The organism is Haloarcula amylovorans (genome assembly GCF_004681185.1).
Classification (GTDB): domain Archaea; phylum Halobacteriota; class Halobacteria; order Halobacteriales; family Haloarculaceae; genus Haloarcula; species Haloarcula amylovorans.
On the sequence record NZ_SRIF01000001.1, the window covers coordinates 468,113 to 489,689 of the forward strand.

Sequence of the window (21,577 nt, forward strand, 5' to 3'; positions counted from 1 at the left end):
GCGGTACCGGCGCTTTCGCTACTCCTCTATTTCGGCCGCTGCCGTCTCACCCCGGACGACGTCGACGAACTCGTCGGGGTGTTCGACGTGGGGCAGGAGTTGGGAATCGCTGAAGACGACGAGCGTCGCGTCCGCTCGGTCGGCGAGTTCCCGGCCCGCTGAGAGCGGCGAGATGTCGGCATCCTCGCCCCAGACCATCGTGATCGGTACGTCGAGGTCGGCGAGCACCTCGCCGAGGTCCTCCTGTGGATCGAGAAAGCCGGAGACGAAGGAGGCGGGCGCAAAGCGAGCGCCCTGCTGGTGGCCGGTCTGCCACTCGTAGTCGAGAATTTTGTCGGTGAGGTTGTCCATGTCGTAGTAGCCGTGGTCCGTGTGGAAGTGCCGCATGGACGGCTTCGAGACGATCAGGTTGAAGATGGTCTGTCCGACGAAGGGCGCGCGGAGCAGCGAGCGGAGCCAGACGTTCTGATCGCCCATCGAGGAGTCAGTCGGACAGACGAGAACGAGTTCGGCCACCTCGACTTCGCTGGCGGCGATCGCGGCGTACGAGGCGGTCAGCGACGAGGCGACAACCGTCGCGTCCTCGCTCTCGTCGGCGAGAAAATCGCGAACGAACGTGGTCAACAGCGACGCCGAGTACAGCAGCGGCGGCCGGTCGGAATGACCAAACCCGGGTAGATCCGGTGCGAGGACGTGGTAGTCCTCGGCCAACTGCTCGAAGATCTCGTCGAACTCGTGGCTGGAGGCAGCGGCGTTGATACCGTGGAGGAGGACGAGGTCCGGGTTCTCGGGGTCGCCCGCTTCCGTGTAGGCGATGTCGAACCCGCGCCAGCGGTACGTCCGCTGGTCACCAGACAGTAGCGGTTCGAACTCGTCGGCACGCGACTTGAGTACGCGATTGACGACTGCCGTCGTCCCGACCGCGCCGACGGCGACTCCGAGTGCCTTTCGAAGCTTCATGCATGGGTGTACGGGCCGACCCCTGTTTATACGTACGGGAGAGAACGTCCAGAAACGTTCGTCTCAAACGATGCGAAGCCCTTACAAGAACGAACAGTCGACTGTTGGGTGCCGCGCGTGGCGCTTCGCGTCATCTGCGTGGTTTCCCAAGCCCCTCACGGGGTTTTCTCAGTATCGTCCAGATACGCTCGAAGCGGTTCGAGTACCTCGTCGACGACCGTATAGGGGTCGGTTTCGCGGGCCACGACCGAATCGACGTACCCATCGATGCCCCCGTGGCGGTCGAGTTCGTCCGCTATCATCCCGTTGACATCCTCTCTGAGTAGTGTCTGAATCTCCGCAGCGACCCGCTGTCGGGTCTGCCGTTCGCGTTTACCCGTCCGGTCGAGGAAGTCGCCGTGGTCCGACAGCACTTCGATGAACGATTCGACGCCCTCGCCGCGGTTCGCTACCGTCTCTACGATGGGGGGCGACCACCTCTCGCGCTCGTCGCTCGCGTCGGCACCCAGGTCGTCGCTCTGCTGGCTATCCTGCGGCCCGTGGTGGCCTGCCCCTCTCCGTCTCCCGCTGTTCTGGAGCATCTCGCGCAACTGCTGGACGGTGCGGTCAGCCCCGTCTAAGTCGGCCTTGTTGACGACGAAGATATCGCCGATCTCCAAGATGCCTGCTTTCAGCATCTGCACGTCGTCGCCGCTGCCGGGCGGGACGAGGACGGCGACAGTATCGGCGGTGCGGACGATGTCCACTTCGTTCTGTCCCGCGCCGACGGTTTCGACGATTACCACGTCCTTGCCGAACGCGTCCAGTGCGGTGACGGCGTCCGTCGTCGCCGTCGAGAGGCCGCCCAGCGACCCGCGGGCGGACATCGATCGGAAGAAGACGTCCATGTCGCCGGCGTTCGATGCCATGCGGATGCGGTCGCCGAGCACCGCCCCGCCGGAGAAAGGCGAGGACGGATCGATGGCGATGACGCCGACGGTCAGCCCTCGGTCGCGGTACGCCGCGGCCACCTTGTCCACGAGCGTGGACTTCCCGGCCCCGGGACTACCAGTGACGCCGATTACGTCGGCGTGGCCGGTGTGTCGATAGAGGTCTGAGACGATTTCGCGGTAGCCCGGCGAGCGGTTCTCTATCTTCGTGATGACGCGGGCCAGCGCGCTGTGCTTGCCCGCGAGCAACGCCTCGACGAGGTCCGTCATCGTTCGGGAGCGTGTTCGCGGATGTACGCTATCATCTCGTCCATCGATGCACCGGGGCCGAAGATCTCGTCGACGCCCTGTTCGCGGAGCTCGTCTTTGTCATCGTCGGGGACGATGCCGCCGACGAGGACGAGTCGGTCGTCGAAGGCGTCGTACTCGCGCAGGCCGTCGAGAATTTTCGGGACCAGCGTGTTGTGCGCGCCCGAGAGGATGGAGATGCCGACGACGTCGACGTCCTCCTGGACGGCGGCCTGCACGACTTCTTCCGGGGCGCGGTGCAGGCCCGAGTAGATGACTTCGAATCCGGCGTCACGGAGCGCACGGGCGATGACGTGCGCTCCGCGGTCGTGGCCGTCGAGTCCGACCTTAGCGACCAGACATCTGATGGTCCGCTCGGCCTGCTCCTGCTCGACACTCATGCCAAGAGTTACCACCGCATGCGGTTTGACTCTTGCCCCGCCTCAGATTGTGAACAGCAGAAACGGGATGACGAACAACAAGAGGAACAGAAACCCGATGACGAGTCCGTACCCGGCGAGCGTTCCGGCGGCAGTCATCCATGCCGGATGGTCGAACCGGTCGAGCGTGCGCGGCATACGTGGTCCTCGTTCGCGTGGCCCATAGTGGTTCGGTATCGGGAGTGGATTCGGTGCGCTGGACAGCAAGTAGCGACCGCTCGCATTCCGAAAGCACTAATCGGGCAGGTGCGGACAGTTCCGATATGAGCGACGACGAGAGCGAAGAAGAGGATGCACCAGCCGTCGAACTCGGCGAGGGACCGGATGTCGAGGGAGCACCGCTGTCCCGCATCACGGCGCGACTCACCTGGGGCATCGAACACAGCACGATCGTCGAACGGGAGGGCGACTCCGTCGTCCGAACGCCCGACGGCCCGCAGCAACTCTCCGAAATCATGGTCGACATCAATGAGACGTACTTCTCGGACCGACACGAGTTCACCGAGGCAGTGCGGGGCGTCATCAGTGAGGGACCCGTTCCGACCGAAAGCTAAGGCGTCTCGTTCGCGGATTCCGGCTCTTCTACCGCCGTCTCTGTGTCGTCTCTTGACTCGTCGGTGTCGAACCCATCGAAATCCTTGCGGTCGCCCCACTCATCGCGGGTCAGCCACAGGGCGACACCGAGCGCGATGAGAACGGGAATCACCATCGCCACGAGGAGGAGGGCGACGACGACGAGTCCACCGGCACCGATGGACTGTAAGAGTGGATACATGGAACGGGATTAGACGGGAACGCTCAAACCGTTTTTGCGACTATCGCATCGCTTCCAGCGAACGGACAGTATCGGAGATGAGCCACGCCCCCTCTCGTTCGGCGGACTCGATGCTCAGTGCGTCGAAGGAATCGCGGCCCTCATCGACGGTGATGCGGTACGCGCGACTCGTCAACTCCTCTGCCCGGGCCGTATCTGCTGGCGTGGGGGACACACTAGACACACACGGACTCCGACGGTTAAACCAGTCGATTCGGACCCCACAGGGCGTGAGACACCGTTTCTCTGTCTCTTATTCGACACGCTTCGTCCCGTCGCCGTCCGTCGTCTCGGCCCGACCGCGTCGCTTTCCAAACAGGTACGCGGCGGTGATGAGTACGAGCGGAACCACTCCGAACATCGCCATCATGATGAGTATGACTAGCAGTTCCACGCCGCCCGGAATGCCGGGAAACAGGAGGAGGGGGACCATACGGCAGGGTAGCGGGGATGGCAGCTTAACAGTTTCCCGCCGAACAATTCAGAAATCGGAGAGCTGGGACTGGAGTCCCGCGACGAGTTCCGACTTGCGGCGGAGCGCGCCGACGCTCACCGGCAGCTGGTCGGAGACGGCCGAGAGCGTCTCGCGGAACGTCTGGCCGACGCCCGGTTCGCCGTCGAAGGCGTTTCGCACGCCCTCGCGGACCTGCCAGACGCCGACGGGGGCCCAGTACTCGTCGGTTATCTCCCGGAGGACCAGACACTTCGCCTGTCGGCCCCGTTCTGCGAGGTGTTCGAGGACGCCGAGTCGCGCAGCGTAGTATGCGCCCGCAGTCTCCTCGACGTACTGCGTGCGGCCCTCGTATCCCTCGTGGGCGCTGGCGAGATAGTAGCCCGTCTCGGGACGCGGGTTCCAGACGCTCTGAGGGGCTTTCATCTCGACGAGTTCGAACTCCCAGCGGCCGGGCGCGAGCAGGACCCAGTAGCGGTTGCCCATGTACTCGTTGTACCAGAGTTCAGGCTTGTCGATGGTGTCGCTGTTTCGTAGCGTCCCGCGAACGTACTGGCCGACGGTGTCGTCGACGGCGGTGATAGACCAGCGAGTCGGCACGAGCGACCGCTCGTTGGCCTGTCCGAGCGCGCCGGCCGAGAGGATTGTGTTGATGTCGTAGACGTCGAAGCCGCGGCGATAGAGGTACGTCATCGCGCCCTCGGCGCGCCAGTCGTCGTCCGAGAGCGTCTTCTCGACGGGCTTTGGAACGTGGGGGTTCTCCGCGAGATCGGCCCCGGTGGCGTGCGCTCTCGGCCCGGTGGGTGTTCCCACGTCGTCGAATTCGAGGTCGAGTTCCGGTTTGCCGTCCAGACCGACCTCGACGTCGACAGGGTGGTCGGCGATGGCGACCTCCCGCTGGACGCCGACGAACCCGTTCCAGACGTCGTACGCACCGCCGGTGTCGCTCCCTCGGGTTCGCCCGGTACTCACCGCGTCGACGGAGGTCGGGCGGGTGGAGTTGAGCATCCCTGTCCGTCGCTGAAGCACGTCTTCGATGCCGAGTCCAGCATCATACCAGTCGCTGCTCGTGGCGAACGTCTCGGCCGTCGCGTCCCGGTCCACCGGCGAGAGGAGTCCGGTCGAGACGTTCGGATACCCCGACCGGCCGACGAAGATCTCGGGCGACGTAGAGCCGAAGAGCGCGTCGCCCTGCATCGCCTGCTCGAACTGCCGCTCGACGTCCTCCAGATGGTCGGTGATGGCGTAGGACTTCTCCGCGGCGAGGCGGCGTTTCTCGGCGGCCTCGTCGCGTTCGAACCCCTCGATGAACTCGTCGAGGTGCATCTATCCGTCGTTGGGTCCTGCCGAGTATGAACCTGTCCCCGGCCGGTGCACATGAATAACTATTACGTACTTGGGCTGAGTAACAACAGGTGATATAAATCATGGTCGATACCACGAAGTGGACGGGACTCGGAGCCACCATCGCGGGAATCGTCATCATCTTCCTCCCAGCGGTGTTCTCGGTGCCGTACGTACAGTCGCTCACGAGCCTCATCTTGGGCCAGCTAGGTGCTATCGCTGCCGCACACACCGCCTATCGGTCGGCCTCGGGCAAGCAGGCGAGTCCGCTCGGGGCGGTCACGGTCCTCGTTTGCGGGCTCCTGCTAGCTGCCTCACCCCTACTGCTCGCTCCCTTCGACCCGTTCCTCACGATCATGCTTGTCCTCGGCGTGGTCATGGTCGTCGGCGGTGTAGCCGCTATCCTCGAACGAGTCATCGGCGGCGAGGAAGGACGGCAGACCGGCGCACAGCGGATCTCCAACCGCGCGAGCGAGAACTGAAGTCCCGTCGCTCGTCGTTTCTCGGGTGGACCACAACGGTTTTGCCGACAGGCATGGCTTCCTCGGATAATGCCGGTCATCGAGTGCGACGAGAGCGCCGCCCGCGACAGACTCAGCGACGCGGGTATCAGCGTCGAGGAGGGAAATACCGACCACGAGCGCTGGCGCGCGGAGTACGAGGGAGCGACCGCCGTCGCCTACGACGGGAAAGTCGTCGTACAGGGTGAGAACACTGCGCGACTGGAAGCCCTCTTGCGCGAGGAGAGCGGCGGGCGCGTCCACGCCTACTTCGATGGCGCATCTCGGGGCAATCCTGGCCCCGCGGCCGTCGGCTACGTTCTCGTCGACGACAGTGGAATCGTCGCCGAAGGCGGCGAGACCATCGGCCGGGCGACGAACAACCAAGCGGAGTACGCCGCCCTCGTCAAGGTGCTAGAAGTAGCCACCGACTACGACTTCGACGAGATTCACGTCCGCGGTGACTCGGAACTCATCGTCAAGCAGGTCCGCGGCGAGTGGAACACCAATGACCCCGACCTGCGTGAACAGCGGGTCCGGGTTCGGGAACTGCTCATGGGCTTCGACGACTGGCAGATAGAACACGTTCCGCGGGAGATAAACGGCCGCGCCGACGACCTGGCAAACGACGCACTCGATGACTGACCTGCCAGACGACACCACCGACGAGGTCGAACGACTGACGAAACTGGCCCGCGAGGCGGTCGACGAGAAGGCCGCCGCCGCGTACCGCGAGGACCGCGACGCACTGCTGGACGAACACGACTACACCGCTCGCATCCGCGAGGAAGACACCGGCGAGGTGCTGGTCTGTCACCCCGCTGAGTGGGTCGACGACGGCGTCATCCGCCCGGAACGAGTCGAGGACACCGACCGCGGCGTCGAGATTCGACTCTCCGGACCGGAAGACCCCGACGAGTGGGACGAGGTGGAGACGGCAAATCGAACAGTCGTCGAGGAAGTCCAGGACGAGCACGGCGACGTTCACGGCGCGACAGCCGATGCGCTCGCGGACTTCATGGGCAACCACTACAGCAAAGCCATCGCGGACGCGACGCCAGAAGAACTCGCGGAGTTCCGTGAGGAGTACTTCCCGCGGAACGCCTGGCCGACCGACGAACAGCAGTCGCTGCTCGACGAGTCGGTTCGGCTCACCGTCGAAAAAGCGGGTGGTCGGATTCCGGAGCGCTGACCCGTCGAACGCCGGGTCGTCTTACTCTTGGTCGTCGACGAGGTCGTGGAGTTCGTTGGCGCGGTCGCCGCCGGTGACGAACTTCGAGAACTCCCAGCCGAGTTGGTCGAGGACCGCCTCTTTGCCGCTGTCGGTCAGCGAATACTGGTTCGTTCGCTTGTCGAGTTCGCTCTTCTCGACCAGTCCCATCTCGACCAGATCGTCCAGGTTCGGGTAGAGTCGGCCGTGGTTGACCTCGTCACTGTAGTATGCTTCGAGTTCTCGCTTAATAGCGAGACCGTACCGCGGCTCCTCTGCGAGGATGACGAGGATGTTCTGTTGGAACGCCGTGAGATCCTTTGCGATACCTGGGCTGCCCGTAACGGATTGTGCCTCTGACATAGTGGAAGAAATGTCACCGAGCTATTTAATACTTGTTAACCACGACGCGGACAGTCGCTATCTCGGGAAACGCCAAGAATACATATGATACTAGACACTGTCTCTCCGTCGGCTACTTCTCGAAAGTACCAACGCATCGGGGACGCCGCATGATGCCTCGGTAGCGACCAACTACTGACAGCGGTTACCGTCGTCATTGCTCGGGTACCGTCGGACAAATACTTTTTGACCTATCCCGGCGCGAGACATTACGAAAACCATTTTTGATGCGGCGTCACAGTCGCTGACGATGACGAATCTCTGGGAAGACTTAGAGACCGGACCGAATCCGCCCGAAGAGATCTACGCCGTCGTCGAGTGTCTCAAAGGCGAGCGCAACAAGTACGAGTACGACAAGGACATCCCCGGCGTCATGCTGGACCGCGTGCTCCACTCGAACGTCCATTACCCCTCGGACTACGGGTTCATCCCCCAGTCGTACTACGACGACGGGGACCCCTTCGACGTCCTCGTTCTCCTCGAGGACCAGACGTTCCCCGGCTGTGTCATCGAGGCCCGTCCCGTCGCCATGATGAAGATGGACGACGACGGTGAACAGGACGATAAGGTCATCGCCGTCCCCATCGAGGACCCCCGCTACGACCACATCGAGGACCTGGCGGACATCCCGCAGCAGACGCTCGACGAGATAGACGAGTTCTTCACGTCGTATAAGAACCTGGAGGAAGGCAAGGAAGTCGAGACGCAGGGCTGGGAGGACAAACAGGCCGCGATGGACGCCATCGAACACGCACAGGAACTCTACGACGAGAACTTCTGAGCGATACGCCGTCTCGTTCGGTCGCCGACGAACGGAATGCCGTTTTCAGCGTTCGTCTCACCACCAGTGTCGTCCGTGGACACCGCTCGACGGGTGCGTATGTTCACAAATAATAACGGCAGTCGTTGCCGATTATGTATGAGCATGGGTAATCTTTTCCCCGTCGCGCCCCTTCTCTCCACACACGATGGCAACTGACCAATCCGACGGCGCGCTGGACGGACCGACGGCCGAACCGGAGCGAGAGGCACCGAGCCCGCCGGGAATCGCGCACTTGACTGTCATCCCCGAGAACGCCGACCGTTCCCCGTAGCGACGCCACAGTCGCATGCTTTGCCGCTTTCCCTGACGGTCCCACGAAAAGAAGCTTCTTGTTCCTGACCGGCCTACCGAACCCCATGGGATTATTCGACCGTCTGAAAGGCGACGACGCGCCGCGCGTCGCCTTCTTCGGCATCGACGGTGTGCCGTACAGCCTCATCGACGAGCATCCGGACGTCTTCCCGAACCTCACGGACCTCAAGAAGGAGGGGAGCGCCGGCCCCATCGACAGCATCGTCCCGCCGGAGTCGAGCGCGTGTTGGCCTTCCTTGACGACCGGCGTCAATCCCGGACAGACCGGCGTCTACGGCTTTCAGGACCGCGAGATCGGCTCCTACGACACGTACGTCCCGATGGGCCGGGACGTACAGGCCACCCGTCTCTGGGACCGAGTTACCGACGAGGGCCGCGACGCGACGGTGCTCAACGTCCCCGTCACGTTCCCGCCCCAGCGCAACGTCCAGCGGATGGTTTCGGGTTTTCTCTCGCCCGGCGTCGACAAGGCGGCCTACCCCGACGAACTGCGTGACCGCCTCGAAGAGAGCGACTACCGCATCGACGTCAACGCCAAGCTCGGCCACGACGAGGACAAGACCGAGTTCGTCGAGGACGCCCACGAGACGCTCGAACGCCGCTACGAGACGTTCTCCCACTACGTTCAGCAGGACGACTGGGACCTCTTTTTCGGCGTCTTCATGACCACCGATCGGGTCAACCACTTCCTGTTCAAACACTACGAACAGGACGGCGAGTACAAACAGGAGTTCTTCGACTTCTACAAGAAGGTCGACGAGTACCTCGGCAAGCTCCGCGATCAGCTCGGCGACGACGTGACGATGGTCGTCGCTTCGGACCACGGGTTCACCTCGCTGGAGCACGAGGTCCACTTCAACGAGTGGCTCGAACAGGAGGGCTGGCTCGAATACGAGGACGACGACCACTCCGAACTGGGCGACATCGGCGAGGACACGAAGGCGTACTCGCTCATCCCCGGCCGCTTCTACATCAACTTAGAGGGTCGCGAACCGAACGGCGGCGTCCCTGAAGACGAGTACGAGTCGGTGCGCGCCGACCTCAAGGAGAAACTCGAATCGTTGGAAGGCCCGAACGGCGGGAAAGTCGCCGACCGCGTCGTCACCCGCGAGGACGCATTCCGCGGCGACCACGACGACATTGCACCGGACCTCGTCGTCGTTCCGAACCACGGCTTCGACCTCAAGGCCGGCTTCAAGGGTAGTGACGACGTCTTCGGCATCGGCCCGCGCAACGGGATGCACTCCTTCGACAACGCGACCCTGCTCATCGACGACGCCGACGCCCGCATCGAGGACGCCGACCTCTACGACATCGCGCCGACCATCCTCGACCTGCTCGACCACGACTACGAGCGCACCGATTTCGACGGCGCGAGCTTACTCTGACCACGCCGTCACTGGCCGGGAGTGGCCGCCGTGCCACGACCCGGGGAAGGGCAGGCTGACGAGAGGAGCATACCGCGCCGGAGGCGCGGTTTCGCCGAACGCGAGTGCAACGAGCATTCGGAAGTTTTTCCCCAAGTTTTTGCAAACGGGGTTCCCACAGGTCGCCACAGGCGACCGAGGAAACCCCGTGCAGTAAAAAGTGGGATTACAGCAAGCTGTCCAGGTCGTCGTTGGCGAACTCGTCGGGGTCGACGGAGTTGCCCTGTGACTTCGCGGCCTCGTTGGCTCGTGCCATGAACTGGTCGACGCGCTCGGAGCGCTCGACGCCCGAGAGGACGACCAACGCGGCGAGTTTATCGGAGCCGAGCGGGAAGTCGCCGCCGCGGACCTCCATGCTGCCGGTCTGGTCTTCGACCCAGCGGCGGGCGCGCTCGACGCCTTTTCGGGAGATGCGTTCGGGGTCACCGGCGATAACGAGGAGCGCGGATTCGGCTTCGACGGCGTTGGGGAGGCTCATGCTGGTCAGGAGGGCCTTTCGTGTGACGCTCGTGATGGTGTTGACGTTCTCGCTGGCGTCCTCGCTGGCCTCGGCGCTGGCGTAGCCGATGGAGGAGATGCCGCCGCCGCGGAGGGTGTTGATGATCTCCGAGGAGTCGACGACGCTCTCGCCGACGCCCTCGACGGCTTCACCGGAGGCGAGCAGCAGGCCAACGCGTTGAGAGATGGCGTCGTTGACGCGCTTGTAGCCGTCGGCGACGCTATCGCCGGTGCCGCGCCACGCGTCGTTATCGACGAGGAGGAGTGAGTCGGCTTCGCGGGCGGCGGTCTTGAGCGAGCGGCCGGCGTTGGCCTGATAGAGACCGCCCTCGTCCTTGCCGGGGAGGATGCCGAGGACGTAGACGGGCATCTCGTAGATGCGGTTGAGTTCACGGGCGAGCATCGGCGCGCCGCCGGAGCCGGTGCCGCCGCCGAGACCCGCCACGACGACGACGGCCTCGGCCTCGGTAGTGATGCGGCCGTCGAGGCTGTCGAGAACCTCGACGGCGTTCTCCTGCATGATCTGTGCGCCGAGTTCGTTGTCACCACCGACGCCGTGGCCTTTCACCCGGTCTTGACCGATGAGCGTGGTGTCGATGCCGAGGTTCTGGAGGTCCGCTTCGGCGCTGTTGACTGCCAGCGCGCCGCGTACGGCATTGAACCCCATGTCGTAGTCGAATTCGGCGAGGGACTCTGTGACCTTTCCCCCGGCTTGGCCGACGCCAATCAGGACGACTTTCATATGCATCGAGTTTGTCGGGGAACTAATCAACGTTGCCCTGATACGCACGTACTGAGTACGTGGGATGTAGTATCGGACTTCAGCGACCGCTTACTCGATACGGAGCGTGTAGATGCGCTTGCGGGCGTCGGCAAACGAGAAGCGCGAGGCGACGACACCGGCTTCTTCGAGGCGATTCAGCGCGTACCGAACGGTGCGCGGCGGCAACAGCGTCTCCTCGGCGAGTTGGCTCTGGGTCAGCGTCTCGTTGTACTCTAAGACCTTCGCGACGAGTTTGGCGCTCGGTGGGAGATCGCGAACGGCTTCCCAGCCGGGCGCCTCCTCGTCCGCTTCGACCTGTTGAACGTCGGATGTACTCATCTACTCCTGCCTATCAGATACAGCGTAATAATATTTCCCGTTCTATTTCATGCGTAGCGAGAATCTTCCGGCAACCTTCGCAGTCGTGCGGCGAGTGCCGCCCGAAAGTTTACGTCGGAAACCCGCGGCCTAGGGGACGTGGACGAAGTGGAGGTCAGTACGATCGTCTACGCGCCCCCCGAGGAGATGTACGAGTTCCTCCTTGATTTCCCGGGATACGCGCGCTATTCGGAGTACATCGAACGGGTGACACAGGCCGGCGACGGCACATCCGGGACCAGATACGACCTCGTGTTCTCGTGGTGGAAGCTCACCTACACCGCGCGTTCGGAAGTGACCGATATCGAGCGACCCAGACGAATCGACTGGCGCATCGTCAAGGACATCGAGGCCGACGGCTACTGGCAGGTCGAATCGGTGCCCGAGAAAGCGCCCGACGGCGTCGAGTCGGCGTCGCGAGTCGTCCTCCGCATCGAGTTCGACCCTGATTCGGTCTCGGAGAGCGCCGTAGACCTGCCCAGATTCGTCTCTCTGAGCTGGGTCATCGAGAAGGTCAAACCGCTGGTTCGCAAGGAAGCGACTCGTATCGTCGAACGAGTCGTCGCCGATATCGAGGGACAGCGCCGCGACGTCGACTTGAACATCCGTACCGGCCCAGACTCCCTCTGAGTGGGCGTCTGCGGAGTCGCGCCGATTACTCGCCGTCCGGTGCTTCGTAGTCGCCGCCGTACCGGACGAAGAAGTACGCCAGTCCGAGCGTCGCGACCATCACGAACGAGGTAGCGACGCCGAGGGTCTTCGCGCTGCTCGGTACCTGCGGGGAGCTCTCGCTGCCGCCCTCGCCACCGGTGCTAGCGGTCGGATAGTCGGAACCGACGACGATAGCGCCCTTCATGCCCTGTCCCTGGTGGGGGCTACAATAGTACTTGTAGATGCCGTCTTCTTTGAAGGTGTACTCGTAGTTGACCCCGGCGCTGGACGTCGCGCTACCCGAGTCGAGTGGCCCCTCTCCTTGTGAGACAACGTTGTGGCCGCCGCCTTTCCCGGTCCATTCGAACTTCACGGTCGCGCCGTTGTCGACGTGTATGGCGGGCGGGCCGAAGGCGAGGTTCCCGCCATTGCCTTCAGCACCGACCGAGACCGTCGCCGAACTCTTGCCCGTCGCGTCGGTCGTGCTGTCGCTGAAGTTATCGACGTTGCTGAACCAGTTGCCGTAGTCCGGTGGTCCGCCGCCGCCACCGCCACCACCGCTGGTGCCGTTGCCGCTGCCACCGCTCGTCTCGTTACCACTGCCGCCGCTGGTACCGTTGCCGCCGCTCCCGGTACCGGTCTCGGTTCCAGAGGGGGTTCCGGTCCCGGTCGGCGTCCCCGTGCTGGTACCCGTTGCGGTTCCGGTCGCGGTCCCTGTGCTGGTGCCGTTCTCCTGTGCGGCCGCGGCCCCGGTCGCAGCCGAGACAGCAGTCGCTCCCGCGGCGGTGCGCAAGAAGGTCCGGCGAGACACGTCCGCACTACCGTCTGTCATACTCGGCCCTTGGTGACTCCCCGTCCTGAATATGTCGGTTTCGAGTCGGGGGTTCCCGCTTTCCTAACCCATATCCGAGTCAACCCCCTTCGCCCTATGTGACCCAACTGGACTCCACTCCCGATCGCGTCCCGCGCAGCAACGGGATGCCGATGCTCGGACTCGGAACGTGGCAAAACGACGACCACGACGAATGTGCCGAGAGCATCGAGACGGCCCTGGAGATGGGGTATCGCCACGTCGACACCGCACAGGCGTACGGCAACGAGGCCGCCGTCGGCGACGGACTCGCCGCGGCCGACGTGGACCGTGACGACCTCTTCGTCGCGACGAAGGTTCGGAACTCGAACCTCGCCCACGACGACGTCCTCGACAGCGCCGAGGAGAGCCTCGACGACCTCGGTCTCGACAGGGTCGACCTGTTGTACGTCCACTGGCCGGCTGGCGAATACGACGCCGAGGAGACGCTCTCGGCGTTCGACGAACTCCACGCCCGCGGGAAGATAGATCACGTCGGACTCTCTAACTTCCCGCCAGAACGAGTCGAGGAGGCCACGGATATCCTCGACGCGCCCGTGTACGCTAACCAAGTCGAGATGCATCCGTACCTCCAGCAGGAGGAACTGCGCGCACACGCAGACGAACACGACTACGAACTCGTCGCGTACTCGCCGCTCGCCCGCGGCGAGGTGTTCGAGAACGACGTACTCGCGGACATCGCCGACGACCACGACGCCAGCGCGGCACAGGTCAGTCTGGCCTGGCTCCGCGAGAAGGGCGTCACGGCCATCCCGAAGGCGACCGGCCGCGACCATATCGAGGACAACTTCGCGAGCGTCGAGTTCGACCTCTCCGAGGACGACGTCGCTCGCATCGACGACATCGAACAGACGACTCGCCTCGTCGACCCGGACTGGGCCCCTGACGCCTGGAACTAACGACGAGAATCGACTGACTCTCAGTCGGGACGACCGCCGATTCGAGCGACGGAACCGCCGAGCAGACTCACGGTAATATTTCTATCAGAAACGAGAACCGGGTCGAAGCTTTAACCCCCGGCAAGGGAAACTGCCGGGTATGTCTACCGGGACCAATGGGGTCGTCAGGGGTATCCAGATCGACCTCAGGCGGTTACACGAGACGTGGATGGAGATTGCCTACCCGCGCCAGCGGGACGCGAGCGACACTGTATTGGGAACCTGGCAACCAGATTCTCAGTCCGGTATGGCGCTGTACCGACTGTGGTCCGCGCTGGGAGTCCCGATAATCGCGTTCGTCTACCCGCTGGTGTTACTGGGCGCGTTCGTTCGCTTCCAGACGCGACGCATCAGCGGCACGGCCGCGCGGTTGGGCCTTCTCGGCGTCGTCGTCCTCTCTCTGATCGTCTGGGGCGGACTTGCCGCAGTAGCGCGGTTTCAACTCGACTTACTGGCTGGCGGCTTCCTCGCTATCGTCATCGCCGGCGGCGTCGCGACGGTGTCGGCCGCACTGGCGGTCGGTGCTCGTCGCGTCGGCGGCCGCGGGACGACGATCCTCTTTGCCTACCCGTTCGCGATGACCGCGCTCTTCTTGCCCCCGGTCGTCGCGGCGCTGTTCTCGAAGACGCTCGCGGCGATCGTCCTCCCCAACAGCACCGCCCTCGCGCAATGGCTCCTCGATAACGCGCTCGCCCCGCTCGGTCTCGCCGAACTGTTCTCCGAGACGTTCGATCTGGAGGGGGCTGCCTACGTCGTGATGTGGCTCGCCATCTCGGTCCCGCTTGGCTGGGTTCTCGGAACGCTGGTCACGCTCGCCGACCTCGTTCGCCCGACGGAGTGACCGCGAAGCGAACGTTTAGGCCCGTCGGCTCCTAACTCGAGGCTGTATGGAATTTGACGCGACAAAGACGGCCGCGGCGTTCGTCGTACTGTTCGGCGCGCTCGCCGTCGGGACGTTCATGAGTCCGATGACGACGAGTACGGTGATGATGGTACTCGGTGGACTGCTCGTGTTCGGCGTCGTGACGCTCTTACTCGGCGTCAAACACGGTGAGTACCGCGCTTCACACTGAGACGTCGCTCGCTCGAATCACGCGCTTTTCCGGAACCGCTCTCCCCTCGCCAGCGACCGCCACGTCGCCCGGCTCGTCGTCGTCACCGCCGAACAACACCGTCGCACCGACGCGCATCGGCGCGAGCAGACCCGCGACGAGCGCACCGGCCGTCGTGACTGGCGCACGCAACGCCACCGTCGTCGTCTCGTCGATGTCGTCGTCGGCGGCCACGCGCTCGCTCGCGGCCAGTAGCTCGCCGTGTGTGTACGTCCGTTCGGCGGCGAGTGCGTCGTCTTCGGGACCGACGTCAGCCGGCGGGGCGAGTGGATTCTCGCTCCACAGTTCGCGCTCGAACTGCGCGACGGTCGGGTCGTCTATCGGCCCGCCGTAGGACAGCGCCTTCGTCCCCGGCGCGAGTTCGTAGCACTCCAGCCACGTGGCCGGCGCGACCAGCGCCGTCGCGTCTACCGCATCCGGGGGGTCCATATCGACGACTGCGCCGTCGAGCGTGGCGGCGAGAAACGCGAGTAGGGCATCCGGCGCATCCCGAAGATACCCCGGTTCGTCCGCGTCCGTAGGGTTCTTCGGGCCGACGACGACGGCGACGCGGGTGCCCTCGCGGACACCGTAGTGGCGCATGAGGTTGCCGCCCTTCCAGACGTTCGTACAGAAGTCACCGTAGCTGTACGGTGCGGTGCGTTCGGGTGCGCTGAAGAGGACGCCGTCGCGACCGCGAGCGTCCGCGACGAGATCGGCGAGTGTCTGCATACGCGGCGGTTGGGAACGGCCCGATAAAAGCGAGACGGAAACGAGGGGACGGATTTACAGCGAGTTCTTCAGTTTCTTGAAGAAGCCCTCTTCGACATCGACTTCCTCGCCGCCGGCCTCGGCGAAGGCTTCGAGCGCCTCTCGCTGTTCGCTGTTGAGGCTGTCGGGCGTGACGACCTGCACTTGCACGTAGAGGTCGCCGTTGCCGCGGCGGCGCAGGCGAGGCATCCCCTTGTCCTCTAACCTGAACACTTCGCCGCTCTGGGTCCCCGAGTCGATGTCCATCTCCACCTCGCCGTCGAGCGTTGGGACGGTGATGGTGTCGCCGAAGACGGCCTGCGGGAACGAGATAGCGTGCTGGTGTGAGAGGTCGTCGCCGTCGCGTTCGAAGTCGGGGTGGCTTCGCACCGAGACCTGAATGAGTAAGTCGCCGTTGGGACCGCCGCGCTCGCCCGGCGCTCCCTCACGTTCCATCCGGAGGGTCTGTCCGTCGGCGATGCCGGCCGGGACGTCCACTTCTAGCGTCGCCTCGTTCTGGACGGTGCCGTTGCCGCCGCAGGTCGAACAGGTCTCGTCGTACAGCGTGCCGTCGCCCTCACAACGCCGACAGGTTGCGGTCTGCTGGACTCGACCCATCGGTGTCTGTTGGACACGGGTCGTCTGGCCCTGCCCGTTACACTCCGGACAGGTCTGGGAGTCGGCCTCCGGCGGGTGGCCTTTCCCGTCGCAGTCTTCACACGTCTCGGGCCGCGTGACGGTCAGCTGCTTCGTCGCGCCGTTGTACGCCTCTTCGAGGTCGATTTCCAGTCGCGTCTGGAGGTCCTGGCCCTGTCGCGGGCGGTTGCCGCCACCGCCGCGTCCGCCGCCGCCGAAGAACTGGTCGAAGATGTCCTGCATGTCGAAGCCGCCGCCTCCGCCGAAGGGGTCGCCGCCCATGCCGCCGCGACCGCCAGCGCCGCCGCCCGCTCCACCGCGCTTCTCGGCTTGCTCGAAGCGGTCGTGGCCCATCTGGTCGTACATCTGCCGTTTCTCGTCGTCGGTCAGGACTTCTTTGGCCTTCTTCGCCTTTTTGAACTTCTCCTCGGCGTTCGGGTCGTCGCTCACGTCGGGATGATACTCCCGGGCCTTCTCGCGGTACGCCTGCTGAATCTCGTCTTCGGAGGCGTCCCGCGAGACGCCCAGTACCTCGTAGAAATCCTGGCTCATTCGTTGTGCGTACGATACTCGATTGAGACACTTCAAAAGAACGGGTCTAGCACAAGGGGCGTCGAGTCGAGCGACAACTTCTGTTCGGTAGCTGAACAGACAGAACGTATCGCCTGCCAGGACAGATGGTGAGTGAGAATGAAAGGGGCCAACCGTTCGACGAGCGAGACCAACTAAGCACTGGACTAAGAGGGGGTATCAGAGCGACCCATAGTTTTTCGCGGATCATGTCTAGTAGTTGTTAGACCTGCGTGCTCTCGGAACCAAGTTTATTCAAGAGGCTTGCAGGCTCAGGCCGGAATAATATGGAGGACAACCGTGTTTCTCTTCGTGTGAGTAACGACAGTGAGAACCCTCGAATACAGGATATCAATCTGCGTCTCCAGAAGCTGGGACAGTTCTCTCGATTCTCCCAGGCTGGACTCGGCGTAATCGTTTTGGCCTTTCTCATCGCCGTAATTGGACGGTTGCCCCAGAATCTCGAATCGGTGGGCAGTGCAATCGATGCCATCCTTCTTCCCCTGATTTTTGTTGGGATGGGGCTGTTGCTGTACGCTATCGGAATGCATCTCCACCTGATGCATCTCAACCTCGTGAAGCAAATCCGCAAAAGCGAGGTCGAAGATGCGGACGTACCCAACGAGTGATACTCAAGCGAACCCCTGCCCTGCTGAATCTATCCTGTAAGTCAATCACGGCGATTTCAACTAGTGAGAAATCTGTAACGTTGGAACGTATGGAGACCTGTGCTACTCCTTATGAGTGACTGAAAGGAACGAAGGAAGCACGCAGCGAGTCACAGCTGTCGAACAGTCGGGGCTTTCTGGCCGTCGAATGCCGATTCTCTGTCGGTCCCGCGAGTGATCCCCACTGCTAGCGCGTGACCGGGGCGCTTATTTCCGTCCCGCTGGACGAACCAATCGATGAGTACCGACAGGCCATCGAGGGCCCGCGGTGTCGTGACCGTCGAGCGCATCGCAGTCTGGGGGCTAGCGCTGTTGGCCGTCGCTGGCATCGTCGCCGTCATCGCCGGTCCCGGTGCGGACCTGCGGACCGCGGCCCCGGACGTTACCGTCGACGGGAGCTACGACGCCGACGCGGGCGCGGTCACGGTCACGCTCGGGGGCGACGAGCAGTTAACCTCGACCAGCACGAACGAACTGGCCGTCGTCGTCACCGATGTGAGTCGAAACGAGACGACGAGACTCGTCTGGGCCGACGACGGGAACCTCCCGGTCGGCGCGGGCGACTCCTTCACCGTGGACGACCCCCGTGTCGACAGCGACGGGAACGGGAACTACCTCGACGGCGATGGCTCCGTCGGCTTCTACCTCGAACCGGGTGATACCGTCGATATCGTCTGGACCGGCCGTCTCATCGGCGCACCCGACGAGCGCACCGACACGCTTGGAACGGTGACTGTCAGCGACGGAACGGCCTGATTGTCGAACCGCCAACACGATTTTGTTTCAGCGAAGGTTTACCCCCTTCTGTGACGATTGTTCACGCATGGCTACAGAGGACGCGTACCAGGAGCTGTTTCCACTGGATCGGCTCGCATCGGACTCGCCGGAACTCGTACAGGTCGGCGGGCGTTCCATCGCGCTGTTTCATCACGAGGGAACCGTCTACGCCGTCGACAACCGGTGTCCGCACATGGGGTTCCCGCTTTCGAAGGGAACCGTCGACGATGGCCTGCTGACCTGTCACTGGCACCACGCGCGCTTCGAGCTGGCGTGTGGTGACACGCTCGATCCGTGGGCCGACGACGTACAGACGTTCCCCGTCGAGGTGCGAGACGGAACCATCTATCTCGATCCCGATCCGGAACCCGACGTGCCGCCGGTGACCCACTGGCGCAACCGCCTCGCAGACTCGATGCAGGAGAACATCGACCTCGTCGCGGCGAAGGCCGTCATCAACGTAGACGACCTCGGCGAGGGCTTCTCGACGCCGCTCGAAACCGCCGTCGATTTCGGCATCACCTATCGAGCGATGGGATGGGGCCGTGGCCTGACGACGCTGGGCGCGATGGCGAACCTCTATGACGACGTAGCGCACGCCGAGAAGTTGCGAGCGATGTACGTTGGCGTCACCGAGGTGGCGGACGACTCGGCCGGCGAGCCGCCGCGTTTCGACCAGTACGAACTCCGCAACGGCGACCTCTCGAAGGCCCGTCTGAAGTCGTGGTTCCGCGACACCTGCGAGGTCCGTGACAGTGACGGGGCCGAGCGGTGTCTGCGAACCGCCGCCGCCCACCTCCCGCCCGAGGACGTCGTCGAGATCCTGCTGGCCGCGGCGACAGACCACCTCTACATGAACGCCAGCCATACCCTCGACTTCGTCAACAAGGCCGTCGATACCCTCAACCACGTTGGCTGGGCGAAGGCCGAAGACGTCCTCGCTGCCACCGTCGAGCAGTTCACCGATGCCAGTCGAAGTGAGGAACGGTCCCAGTGGCGACAGCCCATCGACGTGGCGGAACTGTGTTTCGACGCGTACGAGGCGCTGCCGGACCTCGTCGCCGCTGGCGAGGATCGCGAGTGGGAACGCCCCGATGACTTCGTCGAGACGCTGCTTGCCGACGACCCGCACGTCGTGGTCGAGGCACTCGAAGACGCTATCCGGCAGGGCGCGACGGCCGAACAACTCGCGCGCGCCGTCGCGCTGGCTGCGACTCGCCGCGTCGCTCACTTCGCCACGAGCAACGAGTTCAGCGACTGGAATACGGTACATCACACGTTCAGCTACGCCAACGCCGCCCACGCACTCGCGGCCCGGACCGACGCCATCGAAGCCTACAAACCCTGCTTCGACGGCGCGATGTCGGTCTACCTCGACCGCTTCCTCAATACACCGGCCGCGCCGCTCCCCGAGCCCGGTGAGTCGGCACGCGACCCCGAGACCATCCGCGAGGACCTGCTGGCGACGTTCGACGAACAGGGTCGCGTGAACGAGGCCGGACAGTTGGTCAGCGAGCACTTCGACGCGGGTGGCGACGCATCCGTGCTAAAGCGCACACTCGCCGAGGGACTGCTCCGCGAAGACGCCGGCTTCCACGAACTCCAGAACGTCGAAGCGGCGTTCCGGCAGGCCGAGTTCGCCGAGGACGACGCCGGGCGGCGACTGCCGCTGGTCGCGACCGCTCGCTATCTCGGAGCGCACTTTCCCACCCGCCGCGAGCGCGAACAGACCTTCACTATCGCCCATCGCTTGTTTCGCGGCGAGGCGATTCACGGCGAGGACGTCTGACCTATTCGACTGTCGTTCCCCGAGTCTGGAGGGCGAGCAGCAACGACCCCGCTCGTCCGAACGAACGGTCGTCTTGCAGTTGCAAGTCTGACAGATAACTCCATCGGGCAAGACACGTCAGCCGTGGCACTCACCAGCTCTGTCCTCGGATTCGTGCTGAGCTTCGCTGTCGTCACTATCGCGACGTACATCAGCACGAGCGTGCTCACGAGTGACTCCAGTATCGGCTACTCAGCGTTCGCGGCGGGACTGACCTCCTTGGTCTGGTTCGGCGTGACCTACCTCGTCTCCGGTACTATCGGCGTCAACGGCTACTGGGTCGCGTTGGGGCCGCTCCTGGCTGTCATCGCGTACTTCCTCACCGTTGACCTCCTCTATGAGGGGTCTATCGTCCGCGCCGTCGGTATCTCCCTCGGTACGTGGAGCGTCACGTTCGCGATCCTCTTCGCCGCCGCCTCTCTTGGGTACAGCTCGTTCCAGGCACTGGGCGTTCCACCAGCTATTCTGGCCGGGTAAGGGGCCCGAACCACGCGCAGCGTTGAACTGAGGCGTTCGTCTCGCAGTCCGACGAACTGCGGTGGCGATTTCTCCTCGTCCACTCGAAAAATTGGCTTTATTGAAACTCTCAGTAGATAACATACTCTGACTCGGTTCGGTCAGTACAGGAGATAGACAGAACACTCGGTACAGCGGAATGATGTCCTCGTGGGTGACCGCTGTGGCGACGGCCTTCGGCCCAACAGCAATAGATTTAAGATCAAATGTATTTGTTTATTAACATATGGTGGATGAATCTACCACTCGGAGGGACTTTCTGAAATTTCTCGGCGGTGGTGGTACACTCGGAGTTGGATTTCTGTATTTCAGTACAAGGCCGAAAGTTGTTGAGCAAACAGCCGATGGCCGACTGTCCGGGGAAACAGAAATCCTCGTGAGAGTCGCTAATGAGGGGGCAAAAGGGGGTGTGCGTGTTTCAGTTAACATCGTAGATTCAAATTCCCAAGTCATCAAAAAGTCGAATAAAGAAGTAACCATGGACAGAAATCAAACGGTGCAAGTAGCCCTCTCCATAACAGTCCCGAACAACGCCGACGCGTTTAACGTCTCGGCGACAGCTACGAACTTCCCGGGGAACATCCTCTTTTAACACGTAGTCTGAACACCATATAATCTTCACAAGGAGTTATTTCTACATCAAGTTGGCATGAACTGAACGTTCAGCTCGCACACCTAACCAACAGTTTTCTCACGCTGGTGGTACGTGAATAATAATGTTTCAACAGAGCCAAAAAACCTC

30 protein-coding genes are annotated in these 21,577 nt (G+C 63.2%); 16 read left to right on the forward strand and 14 right to left on the reverse strand.

Annotated features, from left to right (window positions below; all coding sequences use genetic code 11):
• Window positions 1-18 precede the first annotated feature (18 nt).
• From E4S61_RS02345 to E4S61_RS26460, 4 genes are all read right to left on the reverse strand, one after another.
• Complete coding sequence (locus tag E4S61_RS02345) at window positions 19-960, reverse strand: alpha/beta fold hydrolase (RefSeq protein WP_135302295.1); 942 nt, start codon at window positions 958-960, stop codon at window positions 19-21.
• A 155-nt stretch (window positions 961-1,115) separates the two neighbouring features.
• Window positions 1,116-2,159: a methylmalonyl Co-A mutase-associated GTPase MeaB gene (meaB, locus tag E4S61_RS02350; RefSeq protein ID WP_135302296.1), complete on the reverse strand. Its 1,044-nt coding sequence runs from the start codon at window positions 2,157-2,159 to the stop codon at window positions 1,116-1,118.
• Entirely contained in the window at window positions 2,156-2,578 is a 423-nt protein-coding gene (locus E4S61_RS02355; RefSeq protein ID WP_135302297.1) for a cobalamin B12-binding domain-containing protein, read from the reverse strand. The genes meaB and E4S61_RS02355 overlap by 4 nt, the downstream gene beginning before the upstream one ends.
• Window positions 2,579-2,620: 42 nt before the next feature.
• A complete protein-coding gene (locus tag E4S61_RS26460; protein ID WP_280663200.1) occupies window positions 2,621-2,755 on the reverse strand; it encodes a hypothetical protein in 135 nt (44 codons plus the stop codon).
• 125 nt (window positions 2,756-2,880) lie between these two features.
• On the opposite strand from E4S61_RS26460, the gene E4S61_RS02360 reads away from it, so the two are divergent.
• On the forward strand, window positions 2,881-3,171 hold the full coding sequence (locus tag E4S61_RS02360) for a DUF5789 family protein (protein ID WP_135302298.1): 291 nt from the start codon (window positions 2,881-2,883) through the stop codon (window positions 3,169-3,171).
• On the opposite strand, the gene E4S61_RS02365 is transcribed toward E4S61_RS02360, so the two are convergent.
• From E4S61_RS02365 to nreA, 4 genes are all read right to left on the reverse strand, one after another.
• Window positions 3,168-3,392, reverse strand: a complete 225-nt coding sequence (locus tag E4S61_RS02365) for a hypothetical protein (RefSeq protein WP_135302299.1) — start codon at window positions 3,390-3,392, stop codon at window positions 3,168-3,170. The two genes, E4S61_RS02360 and E4S61_RS02365, sit on opposite strands and share 4 nt — an antisense overlap.
• Before the next feature lie 40 nt (window positions 3,393-3,432).
• Window positions 3,433-3,615: a hypothetical protein gene (locus E4S61_RS25170; protein ID WP_167768366.1), complete on the reverse strand. Its 183-nt coding sequence runs from the start codon at window positions 3,613-3,615 to the stop codon at window positions 3,433-3,435.
• Between the two features lie 69 nt (window positions 3,616-3,684).
• On the reverse strand, window positions 3,685-3,864 hold the full coding sequence (locus tag E4S61_RS02370) for a hypothetical protein (RefSeq protein WP_135302300.1): 180 nt from the start codon (window positions 3,862-3,864) through the stop codon (window positions 3,685-3,687).
• Between the two features lie 48 nt (window positions 3,865-3,912).
• A complete protein-coding gene (nreA, locus tag E4S61_RS02375) occupies window positions 3,913-5,208 on the reverse strand; it encodes a DNA repair protein NreA (RefSeq protein ID WP_135302301.1) in 1,296 nt (431 codons plus the stop codon).
• 101 nt (window positions 5,209-5,309) lie between these two features.
• On the opposite strand from nreA, the gene E4S61_RS02380 reads away from it, so the two are divergent.
• The 3 genes from E4S61_RS02380 to E4S61_RS02390 all read left to right on the forward strand — a co-directional run bounded on the left by E4S61_RS02380 (window position 5,310) and on the right by E4S61_RS02390 (window position 6,918).
• Complete coding sequence (locus E4S61_RS02380; RefSeq protein ID WP_135302302.1) at window positions 5,310-5,708, forward strand: hypothetical protein; 399 nt, start codon at window positions 5,310-5,312, stop codon at window positions 5,706-5,708.
• Between the two features lie 69 nt (window positions 5,709-5,777).
• A complete protein-coding gene (rnhA, locus tag E4S61_RS02385; RefSeq protein WP_135302303.1) occupies window positions 5,778-6,371 on the forward strand; it encodes a ribonuclease HI in 594 nt (197 codons plus the stop codon).
• Window positions 6,364-6,918 carry a DUF7108 family protein gene (locus tag E4S61_RS02390; protein ID WP_135302304.1) on the forward strand — a complete coding sequence of 185 codons (555 nt, stop codon included), beginning with the start codon at window positions 6,364-6,366 and terminating at the stop codon, window positions 6,916-6,918. Before rnhA ends, E4S61_RS02390 begins: the two co-directional genes overlap by 8 nt.
• Window positions 6,919-6,939: 21 nt before the next feature.
• Here E4S61_RS02390 and E4S61_RS02395 read toward each other — a convergent pair whose 3' ends face one another.
• Window positions 6,940-7,299, reverse strand: coding sequence for a PadR family transcriptional regulator (locus E4S61_RS02395; RefSeq protein WP_135302305.1), 360 nt, complete (start codon window positions 7,297-7,299; stop codon window positions 6,940-6,942).
• A 289-nt stretch (window positions 7,300-7,588) separates the two neighbouring features.
• Here E4S61_RS02395 and E4S61_RS02400 point away from each other — a divergent pair, with 289 nt between their 5' ends.
• From E4S61_RS02400 to E4S61_RS02405, 3 genes are all read left to right on the forward strand, one after another.
• Complete coding sequence (locus tag E4S61_RS02400) at window positions 7,589-8,119, forward strand: inorganic diphosphatase (RefSeq protein ID WP_135302306.1); 531 nt, start codon at window positions 7,589-7,591, stop codon at window positions 8,117-8,119.
• Between the two features lie 187 nt (window positions 8,120-8,306).
• Window positions 8,307-8,432, forward strand: coding sequence for a hypothetical protein (locus E4S61_RS26465; RefSeq protein ID WP_280663207.1), 126 nt, complete (start codon window positions 8,307-8,309; stop codon window positions 8,430-8,432).
• An 85-nt stretch (window positions 8,433-8,517) separates the two neighbouring features.
• Window positions 8,518-9,861: an alkaline phosphatase family protein gene (locus E4S61_RS02405; RefSeq protein WP_135302307.1), complete on the forward strand. Its 1,344-nt coding sequence runs from the start codon at window positions 8,518-8,520 to the stop codon at window positions 9,859-9,861.
• A gap of 205 nt (window positions 9,862-10,066) precedes the next feature.
• On the opposite strand, the gene E4S61_RS02410 is transcribed toward E4S61_RS02405, so the two are convergent.
• Both E4S61_RS02410 and E4S61_RS02415 read right to left on the reverse strand, forming a co-directional pair.
• Window positions 10,067-11,140 carry a tubulin/FtsZ family protein gene (locus E4S61_RS02410; protein ID WP_135302308.1) on the reverse strand — a complete coding sequence of 358 codons (1,074 nt, stop codon included), beginning with the start codon at window positions 11,138-11,140 and terminating at the stop codon, window positions 10,067-10,069.
• A gap of 90 nt (window positions 11,141-11,230) precedes the next feature.
• Complete coding sequence (locus E4S61_RS02415) at window positions 11,231-11,500, reverse strand: MarR family transcriptional regulator (protein ID WP_135302309.1); 270 nt, start codon at window positions 11,498-11,500, stop codon at window positions 11,231-11,233.
• 138 nt (window positions 11,501-11,638) lie between these two features.
• Here E4S61_RS02415 and E4S61_RS02420 point away from each other — a divergent pair, with 138 nt between their 5' ends.
• Window positions 11,639-12,169: a type II toxin-antitoxin system RatA family toxin gene (locus E4S61_RS02420; RefSeq protein WP_135302310.1), complete on the forward strand. Its 531-nt coding sequence runs from the start codon at window positions 11,639-11,641 to the stop codon at window positions 12,167-12,169.
• Window positions 12,170-12,194: 25 nt separating this feature from the next.
• On the opposite strand, the gene E4S61_RS02425 is transcribed toward E4S61_RS02420, so the two are convergent.
• Window positions 12,195-13,022 carry a halocyanin domain-containing protein gene (locus tag E4S61_RS02425; RefSeq protein ID WP_135302311.1) on the reverse strand — a complete coding sequence of 276 codons (828 nt, stop codon included), beginning with the start codon at window positions 13,020-13,022 and terminating at the stop codon, window positions 12,195-12,197.
• Between the two features lie 146 nt (window positions 13,023-13,168).
• Between E4S61_RS02425 and E4S61_RS02430 the strand changes: the two genes are divergently transcribed.
• The 3 genes from E4S61_RS02430 (at window position 13,169) to E4S61_RS02440 (ending at window position 15,072) form a co-directional block, all read left to right on the forward strand.
• The gene (locus E4S61_RS02430; RefSeq protein WP_135303261.1) at window positions 13,169-13,960 is read left to right on the forward strand and encodes an aldo/keto reductase; all 792 of its coding nucleotides are present in this window, start codon (window positions 13,169-13,171) and stop codon (window positions 13,958-13,960) included.
• Between the two features lie 139 nt (window positions 13,961-14,099).
• Window positions 14,100-14,840, forward strand: coding sequence for a hypothetical protein (locus E4S61_RS02435; RefSeq protein WP_135302312.1), 741 nt, complete (start codon window positions 14,100-14,102; stop codon window positions 14,838-14,840).
• A gap of 46 nt (window positions 14,841-14,886) precedes the next feature.
• Window positions 14,887-15,072 carry a DUF7333 family protein gene (locus E4S61_RS02440; RefSeq protein WP_135302313.1) on the forward strand — a complete coding sequence of 62 codons (186 nt, stop codon included), beginning with the start codon at window positions 14,887-14,889 and terminating at the stop codon, window positions 15,070-15,072.
• On the opposite strand, the gene E4S61_RS02445 is transcribed toward E4S61_RS02440, so the two are convergent.
• A complete protein-coding gene (locus E4S61_RS02445; RefSeq protein ID WP_135302314.1) occupies window positions 15,064-15,822 on the reverse strand; it encodes a hypothetical protein in 759 nt (252 codons plus the stop codon). The genes E4S61_RS02440 and E4S61_RS02445 overlap by 9 nt on opposite strands.
• A 54-nt stretch (window positions 15,823-15,876) precedes the next feature.
• Window positions 15,877-17,028, reverse strand: a complete 1,152-nt coding sequence (gene dnaJ / locus E4S61_RS02450) for a molecular chaperone DnaJ (protein WP_135302315.1) — start codon at window positions 17,026-17,028, stop codon at window positions 15,877-15,879.
• A 305-nt stretch (window positions 17,029-17,333) separates the two neighbouring features.
• Here dnaJ and E4S61_RS02455 point away from each other — a divergent pair, with 305 nt between their 5' ends.
• From E4S61_RS02455 to E4S61_RS02475, 5 genes are all read left to right on the forward strand, one after another.
• Complete coding sequence (locus E4S61_RS02455; RefSeq protein ID WP_245180547.1) at window positions 17,334-17,675, forward strand: hypothetical protein; 342 nt, start codon at window positions 17,334-17,336, stop codon at window positions 17,673-17,675.
• A gap of 276 nt (window positions 17,676-17,951) precedes the next feature.
• A complete protein-coding gene (locus tag E4S61_RS02460; protein WP_135302317.1) occupies window positions 17,952-18,470 on the forward strand; it encodes a hypothetical protein in 519 nt (172 codons plus the stop codon).
• A gap of 67 nt (window positions 18,471-18,537) precedes the next feature.
• Window positions 18,538-20,280, forward strand: coding sequence for a Rieske (2Fe-2S) protein (locus tag E4S61_RS02465; protein ID WP_135302318.1), 1,743 nt, complete (start codon window positions 18,538-18,540; stop codon window positions 20,278-20,280).
• Between the two features lie 123 nt (window positions 20,281-20,403).
• Window positions 20,404-20,796 (forward strand): hypothetical protein, encoded by a 393-nt coding sequence (locus tag E4S61_RS02470; RefSeq protein WP_135302319.1) that lies wholly within the window; start codon window positions 20,404-20,406, stop codon window positions 20,794-20,796.
• A gap of 265 nt (window positions 20,797-21,061) precedes the next feature.
• Entirely contained in the window at window positions 21,062-21,427 is a 366-nt protein-coding gene (locus tag E4S61_RS02475; protein ID WP_135302320.1) for a twin-arginine translocation signal domain-containing protein, read from the forward strand.
• Window positions 21,428-21,577: the final 150 nt, after the last annotated feature.